Annotated in this window: 15 protein-coding genes; all 15 read left to right on the top strand. The window is 64.4% G+C overall.

The window, feature by feature from the left end; translation table 11 throughout:
• Positions 1 to 120 precede the first annotated feature (120 nt).
• The 15 genes from ACR0CU_RS07440 to ACR0CU_RS07370 all read left to right on the top strand — a co-directional run bounded on the left by ACR0CU_RS07440 (position 121) and on the right by ACR0CU_RS07370 (position 12,369).
• Positions 121 to 1,293 carry a phage portal protein gene (locus tag ACR0CU_RS07440; RefSeq protein ID WP_170446508.1) on the top strand — a complete coding sequence of 391 codons (1,173 nt, stop codon included), beginning with the start codon at positions 121 to 123 and terminating at the stop codon, positions 1,291 to 1,293.
• Entirely contained in the window at positions 1,286 to 1,510 is a 225-nt protein-coding gene (locus ACR0CU_RS07435) for a GTA head formation protein, RCAP_rcc01685 family (protein WP_093962401.1), read from the top strand. The genes ACR0CU_RS07440 and ACR0CU_RS07435 overlap by 8 nt, the downstream gene beginning before the upstream one ends.
• A 26-nt stretch (positions 1,511 to 1,536) precedes the next feature.
• On the top strand, positions 1,537 to 2,082 hold the full coding sequence (locus ACR0CU_RS07430; RefSeq protein ID WP_170338585.1) for an HK97 family phage prohead protease: 546 nt from the start codon (positions 1,537 to 1,539) through the stop codon (positions 2,080 to 2,082).
• A 34-nt stretch (positions 2,083 to 2,116) separates the two neighbouring features.
• Positions 2,117 to 3,295: a phage major capsid protein gene (locus tag ACR0CU_RS07425; protein ID WP_170446506.1), complete on the top strand. Its 1,179-nt coding sequence runs from the start codon at positions 2,117 to 2,119 to the stop codon at positions 3,293 to 3,295.
• A gap of 177 nt (positions 3,296 to 3,472) precedes the next feature.
• Positions 3,473 to 4,072 carry a head-tail connector protein gene (locus ACR0CU_RS07420; RefSeq protein ID WP_170446504.1) on the top strand — a complete coding sequence of 200 codons (600 nt, stop codon included), beginning with the start codon at positions 3,473 to 3,475 and terminating at the stop codon, positions 4,070 to 4,072.
• On the top strand, positions 4,069 to 4,407 hold the full coding sequence (locus ACR0CU_RS07415) for a head-tail adaptor protein (RefSeq protein ID WP_170432085.1): 339 nt from the start codon (positions 4,069 to 4,071) through the stop codon (positions 4,405 to 4,407). The genes ACR0CU_RS07420 and ACR0CU_RS07415 overlap by 4 nt, the downstream gene beginning before the upstream one ends.
• A complete protein-coding gene (locus ACR0CU_RS07410; RefSeq protein ID WP_170338095.1) occupies positions 4,404 to 4,817 on the top strand; it encodes a DUF3168 domain-containing protein in 414 nt (137 codons plus the stop codon). The genes ACR0CU_RS07415 and ACR0CU_RS07410 overlap by 4 nt, the downstream gene beginning before the upstream one ends.
• 20 nt (positions 4,818 to 4,837) lie before the next feature.
• Positions 4,838 to 5,251 carry a phage major tail protein, TP901-1 family gene (locus ACR0CU_RS07405; RefSeq protein WP_170338097.1) on the top strand — a complete coding sequence of 138 codons (414 nt, stop codon included), beginning with the start codon at positions 4,838 to 4,840 and terminating at the stop codon, positions 5,249 to 5,251.
• Positions 5,251 to 5,571, top strand: coding sequence for a gene transfer agent family protein (locus ACR0CU_RS07400; protein ID WP_170358767.1), 321 nt, complete (start codon positions 5,251 to 5,253; stop codon positions 5,569 to 5,571). The genes ACR0CU_RS07405 and ACR0CU_RS07400 overlap by 1 nt, the downstream gene beginning before the upstream one ends.
• Positions 5,568 to 5,786: a rcc01693 family protein gene (locus ACR0CU_RS07395; RefSeq protein ID WP_170390416.1), complete on the top strand. Its 219-nt coding sequence runs from the start codon at positions 5,568 to 5,570 to the stop codon at positions 5,784 to 5,786. The genes ACR0CU_RS07400 and ACR0CU_RS07395 overlap by 4 nt, the downstream gene beginning before the upstream one ends.
• Entirely contained in the window at positions 5,764 to 6,426 is a 663-nt protein-coding gene (locus ACR0CU_RS07390; protein WP_170446503.1) for a phage tail tape measure protein, read from the top strand. The genes ACR0CU_RS07395 and ACR0CU_RS07390 overlap by 23 nt, the downstream gene beginning before the upstream one ends.
• Positions 6,427 to 6,441: 15 nt before the next feature.
• Positions 6,442 to 7,074 carry a DUF2460 domain-containing protein gene (locus ACR0CU_RS07385; protein ID WP_170446501.1) on the top strand — a complete coding sequence of 211 codons (633 nt, stop codon included), beginning with the start codon at positions 6,442 to 6,444 and terminating at the stop codon, positions 7,072 to 7,074.
• Positions 7,074 to 7,967, top strand: a complete 894-nt coding sequence (locus ACR0CU_RS07380; protein ID WP_170446499.1) for a DUF2163 domain-containing protein — start codon at positions 7,074 to 7,076, stop codon at positions 7,965 to 7,967. Before ACR0CU_RS07385 ends, ACR0CU_RS07380 begins: the two co-directional genes overlap by 1 nt.
• Positions 7,961 to 8,404, top strand: a complete 444-nt coding sequence (locus tag ACR0CU_RS07375; protein WP_170358778.1) for a C40 family peptidase — start codon at positions 7,961 to 7,963, stop codon at positions 8,402 to 8,404. Before ACR0CU_RS07380 ends, ACR0CU_RS07375 begins: the two co-directional genes overlap by 7 nt.
• On the top strand, positions 8,404 to 12,369 hold the full coding sequence (locus ACR0CU_RS07370) for a baseplate multidomain protein megatron (protein ID WP_480642741.1): 3,966 nt from the start codon (positions 8,404 to 8,406) through the stop codon (positions 12,367 to 12,369). Before ACR0CU_RS07375 ends, ACR0CU_RS07370 begins: the two co-directional genes overlap by 1 nt.
• The last annotated feature ends 2 nt before the right edge of the window (positions 12,370 to 12,371 follow it).

Below are 12,371 nucleotides of genomic sequence, written 5' to 3'. Positions count from 1 at the left end.
CACATGTTCCCCAGCCGTTGCACAACGGCCGTACGCCCCATTCCCGAGGCTTAAAGATCTTTCCGTCATAACTCCTTTCAACAAGCCGGGCAGAGCGGCGGCAGAAAGGAGCATCTGGACATGGTATTCGATTTCTTGCGTCGTGGATCGGCTGGGAAAGCCCCCGAGGCAAAAGCAAGCGCAGCCGGGCCGGTGGTGGCCTGGCAGACCGGCGGGCGAGTCGCCTGGAGCCCGCGGGACACCGTCTCGCTGACGCGCACGGGGTTCTCGGGCAACCCGGTGGGGTTCCGGTCGGTCAAGCTGATTGCCGAGGCCGCGGCGGCGCTGCCTCTGGTCCTGCAGGACGATGCGCAGCGGTACGAGACGCACTCGGTTCTGCGCCTGATGCGCCGTCCGAACGCGGCGCAGGGCAAGGCCGAGCTGCTGGAGGCGCTGTTCGGGCAGCTGCTGCTGTCGGGCAACGCCTATGTCGAGGCGGTGCAGGCCGCGGGCGGGTTGCCGGTCGAGCTGCATGTGCTGCGCTCGGACCGGATGAGCGTGGTGCCGGGGGCGGATGGCTGGCCCAGAGCCTATGACTACACCGCCGGGGGCAAGACGCACCGGTTCCCGGCCGCGGCCATCTGCCATATCAAGTCGTTCCATCCGCAGGATGACCATTACGGCTTTTCGCCCATGCAGGCGGCGGCGATGGCGATCGACGTGCACAACAGCGCCTCGCGCTGGTCGAAATCGCTGCTGGACAATGCCGCGCGGCCTTCGGGCGCGCTGGTGTGGAAGGGCGGCGACGGGCAGGGCGGGATGGCCGAGGAACAGTTCCGCCGCCTGAGCGACGAGATCGAGGCGAACTATCGCGGGGCGCGCAACGCCGGGCGTCCGATGGTTCTGGAAGGGGGGCTGGATTGGAAGCCGATGGGCTTTTCCCCCTCGGACATGGAGTTTCAGAAGACCAAGGAAGCCGCCGCCCGCGAGATCGCGCTGGCCTTCGGTGTCCCGCCGATGTTGCTGGGGATCCAGGGGGACGCGACCTATTCGAACTATCAGGAGGCCAACCGGGCGTTCTATCGCCTGACCGTTCTGCCCCTGGTGACGCGGGTGGCGGCGGTGTTGTCGGACTGGCTGTCGGGCTTTACCGGCGAAGATCTGGTGCTGAAGCCCGATCTGGACCAGGTGTCGGCGCTGGCGGCGGAGCGTGACGCGCAATGGGCGCGGGTGGCCAACGCCGATTTCCTGACGGATGCAGAAAAGCGTGCTCTGCTGGGCCTGCCGGCGCTGGCGGAGACGGCGGATGGCTGACACGCCGGGATACCCGCCCTTTGACTGCGCGCCGGGCCTGCGTCTGGCCGCGCACGAAAGGGTGGCCGAGATCCAGCATGCGCATCTGTGCAGGCGACTGGATCAGATCGAGGAAATGATGGAACGGCTGGAGCGGCGGTTGTGGCTGACGGTCTATGGCGTGGCGGCGGTGATCCTGGCGCAGGCGTTCCAGTCTTTCCTGACGGTGGCGCCATGAATTCAGTGGCTTACGAGGAGTTGTTCATGGATTTGGAACGCAAGTTCGCGCGGTTCGGCGATGGGCTGTCGGTGACCGAAGACGCGGTGATCGAGGGCTATGCCAGCCTGTTCGGCCAGGTCGATCAGGGCCGCGACGTGGTGCAGAAAGGTGCCTATGCCGCGTCGCTGGCCGGGCTTAAGGCGGCCGGTCAGCGGGTCAAGATGTTGTGGCAGCACGACCCGGCCCAGCCCATCGGCGTGTGGGACGAGGTGCGCGAGGATGAGCGCGGCCTGTGGGTCAAGGGGCGGTTGCTGGAGAGCACCCAGAAGGGGCGCGAAGCGGCCGAGCTGATCCGCGCGGGTGCGCTGGACGGGCTGTCGATCGGCTATCGCACAAAGCGGGCCGTGAAGGATGACAAGGGCCGGCGGCTCTTGACGGAACTGGAGCTGTGGGAGGTGTCGCTGGTGACCTTCCCGATGCTGCCCAGTGCGCGGGTGGCGGCAAAGGGGACGGACCCCGATGCCGAGGACACCTGGCGCAGTATTGCCGAGGTGTTCGAGAACGCCCGGCAGGAGCTGGCGCGACCCTAGCGCGCCTCAACCCCCACCCAGAAAGGAAGTGCTGATGAGCAAGACCGAGACCGCGGCCTTGACCGGAGAGGGTGTGCCCCTGGTTCAGGAGGTGAAGCAGGCGATGGCTGGCTTCGTGAGCGAATTCAAGGGCCTGAAGGCTGAAGTTCAACACAAACTGCAACAGACAGAAGAGCGACTGACCATGCTGGATCGTAAATCAACCATCGCGGCGCGCCCGCATCTTGCGGCCTCGACCCTGGAGGAAGCGCCGCACCAGAAGGCCTTTGACGCCTATGTGCGCTCGGGCGATGACGACGCACTGCGCGGGCTGGAAATCGAGGCCAAGTCGCTGTCGACGGCCGTCAACAGCGATGGCGGCTACCTGGTCGATCCGCAGACCGCCGAGATGATCCAGTCGGTGCTGAAATCCACCGCGTCGATCCGCTCGATCGCGTCGGTCGTGAATGTCGAAGCGAATTCGTTCGACGTGCTGATCGACCACACCGATGTGGGCGCGGGCTGGGCTGCCGAAAACGCCACCGCCGCCGAGACCGGGACCCCGTCGATCGACCGCATCTCGATCCCGCTGCACGAGCTGAGCGCGCTGCCCAAGGCCTCGCAGCGGCTGCTGGATGACAGCGCATTCGACGTCGAGGGCTGGCTGGCCGGCCGTATCGCCGACAAGTTCGCCCGCGCCGAGGCCGCGGCCTTCATCAACGGTGACGGCATCGACAAGCCCAAGGGCATCCTGAGCCATCCGGCGGTGGACAATGATGTCTGGACCTGGGGCAACCTGGGCTATGTGCCCACCGGTGTCGCGGGCGGCATCGATGCGGATGCGATCGTGGACGTGGTCTATGCGCTGGGCGCGCAGTACCGCGTGAACGGTACCTTCGTGATGAACTCGAAAACCGCGGGCGTGATCCGCAAGCTGAAGGATGCCGACGGCCGCTTCCTGTGGTCGGATGGCCTGGCAGCAGGTGAGCCTGCGCGCCTGATGGGTTATCCGGTGCTGATCGCCGAGGATATGCCCGATCCGGGCACCGACAGCTTCTCGATCGCCTTCGGTGACTTCTCGGCCGGCTATACCATCGCCGAGCGCCCCGACCTGCGCGTGCTGCGCGATCCGTTCAGCGCCAAGCCGCATGTCCTGTTCTATGCCACCAAGCGCGTGGGCGGCGACATCAGCGACTTTGCCGCGATCAAGCTGGTGAAATTCGGCACCGCCTAAGCGGTGGCGTATCCGGGGGGCCGGTGGGCCGGTCCCTCGGGCGGCGGGCGCGGGTCGGGGTGAGATCTCCCGCGTTGTCTAGCTGCTCCCCTCCGTCCGAGCAACGTGGGGCGGCACGTGCCCGCCAATTTCCAAGGATGCGGCCCCCGGAGGGGTCCGAGATTGCGGAGTGAATGGATGATGTTGATCGAAGAAACCGCCATCGCGGATGCGGCGCTGCCGGTGGATCAGTTCAAGGCGCATCTGCGGCTGGGCACGGGATTTGCCGAGACCAGCCTGCAGGATGACGTGTTGAAGGGGTTCCTGAGGGCGGCGATGGCCGCGATCGAGGCGCGCACGGGCAAGGTGCTGATATCGCGCAGTTTCACCTGGACCCTGAGCCGTTGGCGCAACGATGCGGGCGAGGTTCTGCCGGTCGCGCCGGTGACGAGTATCGACGCGGTGACTCTGACCGACGCGCAGGGCGCCCAGCAGGTGGTGGCGCCGGGAACCTACCGCCTGGAGCGCGACAACCAGCGTCCTTGCCTGCGGCCGATGGGGGCTTGCCTGCCCGCCATTCCCACCGGTGGAGAGGTGACCATCGCGCTGACGGCTGGGATGGCGGCGGATTGGGGCGGGCTGCCGGCGGATCTGGGGCAGGCGGTGTTGCTGCTGGCGGCGCACTACTATGAATATCGCGACGAGACCAGCCTGAGCGACGGCTGCATGCCCTTTGGCGTGACCAGCCTGATCCAGCGCTATCGCATGGTGCGCTTCGGCGCGGGGGTGATGCAATGAGCGCGCCCCGTCTGAACCGGCAGCTGGTGCTGGAGGCCCCGGTGCGGGTGGCCGATGGCGCGGGCGGCTATGCCGAGACGTGGGCGCCTCTGGGCACGCTGTGGGCTGAGGTGACCGCCCGGACCGGCACCGAGCGCGCGGTCGCGAATGTGCCGGTGTCGCGCGTGAGTTACCGCATCGTTGTGCGTGGCGCGCCCGAGGGGTCGTCGATGCGCCCGGCACCCGATCAGAGGTTTCGCGAGGGCGAGCGGCGCTTCGTGATCCGCGCCGTGGCCGAATACGACCCGGCCGGTCGCTATCTGACCTGTTTCGCGGATGAGGAGGTGGCGGCATGAGCTATGGCGTTTCGGCGGCGCTGCAGGCGGCGGTGTTCCAGCAATTGGTGGCGGATGCCCAGGTGGGCGCGCTGAGCGGCGGCGCGATCTATGACGCGGTGCCTTCGGGGACGGTTCCGCAGACCTACGTGACGCTTGGCCCCGAGGAGGTGCGCGAGGCCTCGGACAAGACGGGGCAAGGCACTTTGCATCGCTTCACGGTGTCGGTGGTGTCCGAGGCGGCCGGGTTCGGCGCGGCCAAGACGCTGGCCGGGGCCGTGTGCGACGCGCTGGACGGGGCCGCGCTGACGCTGGATCGGGGACGGCTGGTGGGGCTGTGGTTCGAGCGGGCCTCGGCCCGGCGCACCGGGACCGGCGGCGCGATCCGGCAGATCGACCTGAGATTCCGCGCCCGCGTGGAAGACAACTAAGCAATCAATGGAGAAAGCATATGGGTGCCCAGAACGGTAAGGACCTGCTGGTCAAGGTGGACATGAATGGCACAGGCCTGTTCCAGACCATCGCGGGGCTGCGTGCCACGCGGATCAGTTTCAACGCGGAAAGCGTGGATGTCACCTCGTTGGAGAGCCAAGGCGGCTGGCGCGAGCTGCTGTCGGGGGCGGGGGTCAAGTCGGCCTCGATTTCCGGATCGGGCGTGTTCAAGGACGCCGGCACGGATGAACGCGCGCGGCAGTTGTTCTTTGACGGCGAAACGCCCGCCTTTCAGGTGATCATCCCCGATTTCGGCATCGTCGAAGGACCGTTCCAAGTGACCGGGATCGAGTATGCCGGCTCGCATAATGGCGAAGCGACCTATGAGATGAGCCTGGCCAGCGCCGGTGCTCTGACCTTCGTGGCGTTGTGATGGTCAATCCGTGGGCGGGAGAAGTGGCGCTGGTGGTCGATGGCCAGCGCCGGGTGCTGAAGCTGACGCTGGGCGCGTTGGCCGAGCTGGAGCAGGAGCTGGGCGCAGGGTCTTTGGTGGAACTGGTGCAGCGGTTCGAGAGCGGCGCCTATTCCAGCGGTGACGTGCTGGCGCTGATCTTGGCGGGGTTGCGCGGTGGCGGGATGGATGTGACCCGCGCCGACATGTTGCGGGCCGAGATAGAGGGCGGCCCGATGGCGGCGGCGCGGGCGGCGGCCGAGCTGCTGGCGCGGGCCTTCATGGTGCCGGGTGAGTCATGAGCGGCTTTGACTGGCCCGGCCTGATGCGGGCCGGCCTGCACGGGTTGCGGCTGACGCCGGATCAGTTCTGGCGTCTGACCCCGGCGGAACTGCGGCTGATGCTGGGGCAGGGCCGCGGGATTCCGGCGATGAACCGGGCACGGCTGGACAAGCTGCTGGCCGCCTGGCCCGACAAGATACAAGGAGAGCGTGATGACGGATCGGGACGGGTTTGACGACCTGCAGGAGCGCGGCGAGGCGCTGGGCGATGCCCTGGGCGATGCCGCCACGATGGCGGCGGCCTTCGACGCCCAGATGAAGCGGATCAGCGCCGCCTTTGAAGAGACCGGGAAGGATGTCGCCACGTTGGAGCGCGGCATGTCGAGCGGCCTGCGCAAGGCCTTCGACGGCGTGGTTCTGGACGGCATGAACCTGTCGGATGCGCTGGACGTGCTGAAGAACTCGTTGATCCGCACGGCCTATTCGGCGGCGATCAAGCCGGTGACGGATCACTTCGGCGGCATGCTGGCCAATACGGTCGGCGGCCTGGTGCAGGGGCTGCTGCCCTTTGCGGATGGCGGCAGTTTCGTTCAAGGGCGCGTCATGCCCTTTGCCAATGGCGGCGTGGTTACCGGGCCCACCATGTTTCCGATGCGCGGTGCGACCGGGTTGATGGGTGAGGCCGGCCCCGAGGCGATCATGCCGCTGGCGCGCGGACCTGACGGCAAACTGGGCGTGCGCAACTCGGGCGGCGGACGGGCGGTGAACGTGGTGATGAACATCACCACACCCGACGTTCAGAGCTTCCGCCGCAGCCAGGGCCAGATCGCGGCCCAGATGAGCCGCGCCCTGGGGCGCGGTAATCGCAACCGGTAGTTTGGGGAGCAGGACATGAATTTCCACGAAGTCAAATTTCCCGCCAGCCTGAGTTTCGGCTCGGTTGGCGGACCCGAACGGCGCACGGATATCGTGACGCTGGCCAACGGGTTCGAAGAACGCAACACGCCTTGGGCGCATTCGCGACGGCGCTATGACGCCGGTTTGGGGATGCGGTCGCTGGACGACATCCAGACGTTGATCGCCTTTTTCGAAGCGCGTCAGGGGCAGATGTACGGGTTCCGCTGGAAGGACTGGTCGGACTACAAGTCCTGCGCCGCCACTGCCGAGGCCGACAAGGGCGACCAGATAATCGGGCAGGGCGACGGGGTCACGACCGCGTTCCAACTGGTCAAGACCTATGCCTCGGGCGGGGTCGGCTATGTCAGGCCCATCGTCAAGCCGGTGCTGGGTACGGTCAAGATTGGGCTGGATCAGGATGAGGCCCGAGAAGGCGTCGATTTCGAGGTGGACCTGAATAGCGGTCTGATCCAATTCGTCGTCCCGCCATCCGAGGGGGTCGAGGTGACCGCCGGGTTTGAATTCGATGTGCCGGTGCGGTTTGACACCGACAGGATCCAAGTCAGCGTGGCCAGCTTTCAGGCAGGCGACGTACCCAATGTTCCGGTGGTGGAGGTGCGGGTCTGATGAGCGGCGACAAGCAGGCATTGCTGACCCATCTTCAGTCCGGCATGACTACGGTCTGCCGCTGTTGGGCGATCACCCGAACCGATGGCATGTCCTTCGGGTTCACCGACCATGACCGCGAACTGGCCTTTGACGGGCTGGTTTTCAAGGCAAGCACCGGTCTCACAGCCTCGGCCATCGAACAGGCGACGGGCCTGTCGATCGACAATTCCGAGGCCATGGGGGCGCTGTCTGATGCGGCCGTGCGCGACGAGGATATCGAAGACGGCCGCTTTGACGGTGCCGATGTCCGAGCATGGCTGGTCAACTGGGCCGCGCCGGAACAGCGCATGTTGCAGTTCCGTGGCTCAATCGGCGAGCTGCGCCGCGCAGGGGGCGCGTTTCACGCCGAATTGCGCGGGCTGACCGATCTGCTGAACCGACCCTTGGGGCGGATCTACCAAAAACCCTGTACGGCCGTTTTGGGTGACAAAGCCTGCGGCTTCGACAGGTTGACGCCCGGCTACTGGGCCGAGGCCGAGATTGCCGAGATCGACGAGGGTCCGATCCTCAGACTGCAGGGGGCGGAGGCGTTTGAGGACGGCTGGTTCGAACGTGGCCGCGTCGATGTGCTGACCGGCCGCTCTCAGGGTCTTTGGGCTTCGGTGAAGACGGACCGAAGCATCAAGATCGGGCGGGAATTGCACCTTTGGACCGCTCTGGGCTCGGGTCTGGCCGCCGGTGACCGTGTGCGGGTGCTGGCGGGCTGCGACAAGCGGATGGAGACCTGTCGGTTGAAATTCAACAACATCATAAATTTCCAGGGTTTTCCGGATCTGCCGAGCGAAGACTGGGTGATGGCCGTGCCGAAACAGGGCAACGCGAACAATGGAGGCAGCAGGCGGTCATGGTGACGGCGCAGGATATCGTGGACGAAGCACGAGGCTGGCTGGGAACGCCCTATGTGCATCAGGCCTCGGTCAAGGGAGCGGGAACCGATTGCTTGGGATTGCTGCGCGGTGTCTGGCGATCCGTCATCGGCCGCGAGCCCGAGGCGGTGCCTACCTACAGCATGGACTGGTCCGAACCGCAGGGCGAAGAGCGCATGTGGGCGGCTGCGCGGCGCAATCTGGTCGAACGTCCGCGCAACTTTCTGGCCCCTGGATGCGTGCTGCTGTTCCGGATGCGCGATGCCGGTGTGGCCAAACACCTTGGTATCGTGAGTGAAGCGGGCGCCGTGCCACGCTTCATCCATGCCTATTCCGGACATGGCGTTGTCGAAAACGCACTGAGCGACCCCTGGCGCCGCCGGGTGGTCGCCTGCTTTGAATTTCCTTTGGAGGGCAACTGATGGCGACGATAGTTTTATCTGCGGCGGGGGCTGCGCTGGGCGGGTCCATCGGTGGGACCGTTGCTGGGCTGTCAACGGCCATCGTGGGCCGGGCAGTCGGCGCGACGCTCGGGCGGGTTATCGACCAGCGATTGATGAGCCAGTCGGTCATGGGTGCCGGAAGCGAGGTGGTCGAGTCTGGCCGGCTGGACCGGTTCAGACTTACGGAAACAGGCGAGGGCGCGCCGTTGTCCACCGTGTTCGGCCGAATGCGGGTCGGTGGGCAGGTGATCTGGGCGTCGAATTTCCTTGAGACCCGCAAAACCACGACGTCTCCGCAGTCTTCTGGCGGCAAAGGAACGCCAAAACCAGCCGAAGTCACCACGACCACCCATAGCTACAGCTACTCGATATCACTGGCGATTGCTGTCGGCGTCGGAGAGATCGCGGACATCGCGCGGATATGGGCCGATGGGGAAGAGCTTGAGCGCAACAGTCTGAACATGCGGGTTTATACCGGCAGCCAGGATCAGCTGCCGGATCCACTGATCGAAACGATCGAAGGTGCCGGAACGGTTCCGGCCTATCGCGGCACTGCGTATGTTGTGATTGAAGACCTGCCGCTGGCGCAATTTGGCAATCGCGTTCCCCAGTTCTCTTTCGAGGTTGTTCGGCCTGATCAGAAATCCGCACCAGACTACGAATCCGAATTGCAACAGATTGTCCGGGCCGTGGCCCTGATGCCTGGCACCGGGGAATACACGCTGGCCAGCACGCAGGTAAACTATTCCAAAAGGTCGGGCCAAAGCTGGGCCGCCAACGTCAATTCGCCCTCGGGCGAGCCCGATCTGGTGGCCTCGGTGCGTGCCCTGAACAAAGAACTTCCGGGCTGCAAGGCTGCGTCACTGGTGGTCTCTTGGTTCGGAGATGACTTGCGTTGCGGCGCTTGCAGCGTTCGACCCAAGGTGATCCGCGACGACGTGGACGGCGCCAACATGCCGTGGAAAGTCTCTGGGCTAAAGCGCAAATCGGCCCAGGTCGTGCAACATGTGGACGGGCGACCCGTCTATGGCGGTACCCCGGCCGATGCGTCGGTGGTTCAGGCCATTCAACACCTCAAGGGCTCCGGCAGCCGGGTAATGTTCTATCCTTTCATCCTGATGGATCAGATGCAGGGTAATGGTCTTCCAGACCCATGGTCGGATGCCGGCGATCAGCCGCATCTGCCGTGGCGCGGCCGGATCACGCTGGACGTGGCTCCAGGGCGTCCGGGGTCGTTGGACGGAACCGCAGGTGCGGACGCTCAGGTGGCAAGCTTTTTTGGTGCAGCCCAAGCCTCGGATTTCATCATCGGTAATGGCACTGTCACCTATACCGGACCGGAAGAATGGAGCATGCGCCGTTTCATTCTTCACTACGCGGCGTTGTGCAAGGCAGCAGGCGGGGTCGAGGCGTTCTGCATCGGCTCGGAAATGCGTGGCCTTACCCAGATACGCGGCGCGTCCGGGTTCGCGGCCGTTGCTCAGCTGAAGGCATTGGCGGCGGAAGCGCGGCAGATACTGGGGCCAGACACCAAGATAGGCTACGCCGCGGATTGGACGGAATATTTCGGGTACCAGCCTGCCGATGGCAGCGGTGACCGATACTTCCATCTGGACCCTCTGTGGGCAGACGAAAACATCGATTTCGTCGGGATCGACAACTACATGCCGGTCTCGGACTGGCGGGATGGCAACGAGCATCTGGATGCGCTGGATGGTGCTAGGTCAATCTACGACCTGGATTATTTGCGCGGCAACATCGAAGGCGGTGAAGGATACGACTGGTACTATCCAACACCCGAAGAACAGGACGCGCAGATAAGGTATCCGATCGAGGACGGCGAACATGCAGAGCCATGGGTGTGGCGATACAAAGACATCCGCAACTGGTGGTCGAACTTGCACCACGAACGGATCGGAGGAGTGCGCAAAGCTGACCCGACCGATTGGGTTCCGGGATCAAAGCCGATCTGGTTCACGGAATTGGGCTGTGCGGCCATAGACAAGGGAACGAACCAACCCAACAAGTTTTTGGATCCGAAATCCTCGGAATCCGATCTGCCTAAATACTCGAACGGTCAACGCGACGATTTCATTCAGGTTCAGTATTTGAAGGCAGTTCTTGGATATTGGACCGATCCGCAGATCAACCCAGTTTCGGACATCTACGATGGTCCGATGGTGGACGTTTCGAACGCCTATATATGGGCGTGGGACGCGAGACCTTTCCCGACATTCCCGAACCTGCGTTCACAGTGGAGCGACGGCGAAAACTACGCCCGTGGTCATTGGTTGAACGGACGTTCTGGTGCCAGGACACTGGCCTCGGTGGTGGCCGAGATTTGTCAGGCTGCCGGCGTCTCCGATTTTGATGTGTCTGCGCTGGACGGAGTTGTCCGTGGATACGTGATCGAAGATGTTTCGGACGCGCGGGCGGCCCTTCAGCCACTGATGCTGCGCTACGGATTTGATGCGATCGAGCGAGACGGTGTTCTGACATTCCGCATGAGGGCCGGGCGCCGGGCATTCGATCTGTCGCTGGATCAGGTCGCGGAAAGCCCCGAGGTCGATGGCAGGGTCCAGTACCAGCGCGAAGCCGAGGCCGAAATGGCCGGCCGCGTGCGTCTGCGTTTTGTTCAGTCGGATGCGGACCATGATGTGGTAGCGGAGGAGGCCGTGCTGCCCGATGATCGGACCCATTCTGTAGCCGTGAACGAAATGCCTCTGTCGATGACCCGCTCCGAAGGACGGCAGACGGTCGAACGCTGGCTGGCCGAGGCCCGCGTCGCGCGCAATACCGCTCGCTTTGCGCTGCCGCCGTCGCAGATGAATCTGGGCGCCGGCGACATTGTTCGACTTCCATCCTGGAATGGGGGAGCCGGTGCGCTGTATCGCATAGACAGGTTGGAACAGGCTGACATCCAGCTGGCAGATGCCGTGCGGATCGAGCCCGGGGTCTATTCGCCGTCCGATATGGCGGATGATGGGTTTGTGTCACAACCCTTTGTGGCCCCAGTTCCGGTTCTTCCGATTTTTCTTGATCTGCCACTCATTACAGGCGCCGAAGAGCCGCACGCCCCTTATCTGGCCGTCACGGCCGATCCCTGGCAAGGCAGCGTCGCCGTCTATTCCTCGGACAGCGACGAGGGCTACGCGCTGCGCGATCTGGTGACTGGTCAGGCTGTGATCGGGTTTACCGAATCCGCCTTGCCTTCCGCGAGCGCAGGGGTTTGGGATGAAGGTGAGCCGTTGCGCGTGCGCCTTGTCGATGGCGTCTTGCAGTCGCGGTCGCGTGACTCACTTCTAACCGGCGCCAACTTGGCCGCGATCGGAGACGGCACGCCCGGAAATTGGGAAGTGTTTCAATTCGCGGATGCCGTCTTGCAGGAACCCGGGGTCTATGCCCTGTCTGGCCGCCTGCGTGGCCAATTGGGTACGGACGCAGTCATGCCCGAAATCTGGCCGGAGGGTTCCGTGTTCGTGTTGCTTGACGAGAGGGTTCTTCAGACCAGTCTGCTGCGGACCGAACGCCGAATTGCCCGGCACTACCGGATCGGGCCTGCAACCCGCGGATACGACGACGATTCCTATGTCCATAAGGTCGAGGCGTTTGATGGAAACGGTCTGCGCCCCTACGCGCCAGTTCATCTGAAGGTCAAAAGACACGGGGGCGATGACCTGTTCACCTGGGTACGCCGAACCCGGATCGACGGCGACGATTGGGACGTGCTGGACGTGCCGCTGGGCGAGGAGTCCGAAACTTATCTGATCCGGATTCGGTCAGGTGGCGCCCTTGTTCGGGAAGAGATCGCCACGACGCCAATTTGGACCTATTCCGCGGCGGCACAGTCTTCGGACGGCGTCGCGGGCCTCTACGAGGTCGAGGTGGCGCAGGTTTCGGCCAGCTACGGGCCGGGCGCGGCCGCGAGTCTGAGTGTGGGGTAGAG

It is taken from the genome of Ruegeria sp. BC2 (genome assembly GCF_056539245.1).
Note: the sequence above shows the minus strand (reverse complement) of the source record. Positions and strands in the feature narration are given on the sequence as shown.

Coding starts and splice junctions, on each gene's coding strand:
- ACR0CU_RS07410 (WP_170338095.1), top strand. CDS start 4,404: ATGAGCTATGGCGTTTCGGCGGCGCTGCAGGCGGCGGTGTTCCAGCAA.
- ACR0CU_RS07390 (WP_170446503.1), top strand. CDS start 5,764: ATGACGGATCGGGACGGGTTTGACGACCTGCAGGAGCGCGGCGAGGCG.
- ACR0CU_RS07395 (WP_170390416.1), top strand. CDS start 5,568: ATGAGCGGCTTTGACTGGCCCGGCCTGATGCGGGCCGGCCTGCACGGG.
- ACR0CU_RS07440 (WP_170446508.1), top strand. CDS start 121: ATGGTATTCGATTTCTTGCGTCGTGGATCGGCTGGGAAAGCCCCCGAG.
- ACR0CU_RS07385 (WP_170446501.1), top strand. CDS start 6,442: ATGAATTTCCACGAAGTCAAATTTCCCGCCAGCCTGAGTTTCGGCTCG.
- ACR0CU_RS07415 (WP_170432085.1), top strand. CDS start 4,069: ATGAGCGCGCCCCGTCTGAACCGGCAGCTGGTGCTGGAGGCCCCGGTG.
- ACR0CU_RS07420 (WP_170446504.1), top strand. CDS start 3,473: ATGATGTTGATCGAAGAAACCGCCATCGCGGATGCGGCGCTGCCGGTG.
- ACR0CU_RS07380 (WP_170446499.1), top strand. CDS start 7,074: ATGAGCGGCGACAAGCAGGCATTGCTGACCCATCTTCAGTCCGGCATG.
- ACR0CU_RS07400 (WP_170358767.1), top strand. CDS start 5,251: ATGGTCAATCCGTGGGCGGGAGAAGTGGCGCTGGTGGTCGATGGCCAG.
- ACR0CU_RS07370 (WP_480642741.1), top strand. CDS start 8,404: ATGGCGACGATAGTTTTATCTGCGGCGGGGGCTGCGCTGGGCGGGTCC.
- ACR0CU_RS07430 (WP_170338585.1), top strand. CDS start 1,537: ATGGATTTGGAACGCAAGTTCGCGCGGTTCGGCGATGGGCTGTCGGTG.
- ACR0CU_RS07375 (WP_170358778.1), top strand. CDS start 7,961: ATGGTGACGGCGCAGGATATCGTGGACGAAGCACGAGGCTGGCTGGGA.
- ACR0CU_RS07435 (WP_093962401.1), top strand. CDS start 1,286: ATGGCTGACACGCCGGGATACCCGCCCTTTGACTGCGCGCCGGGCCTG.
- ACR0CU_RS07405 (WP_170338097.1), top strand. CDS start 4,838: ATGGGTGCCCAGAACGGTAAGGACCTGCTGGTCAAGGTGGACATGAAT.
- ACR0CU_RS07425 (WP_170446506.1), top strand. CDS start 2,117: ATGAGCAAGACCGAGACCGCGGCCTTGACCGGAGAGGGTGTGCCCCTG.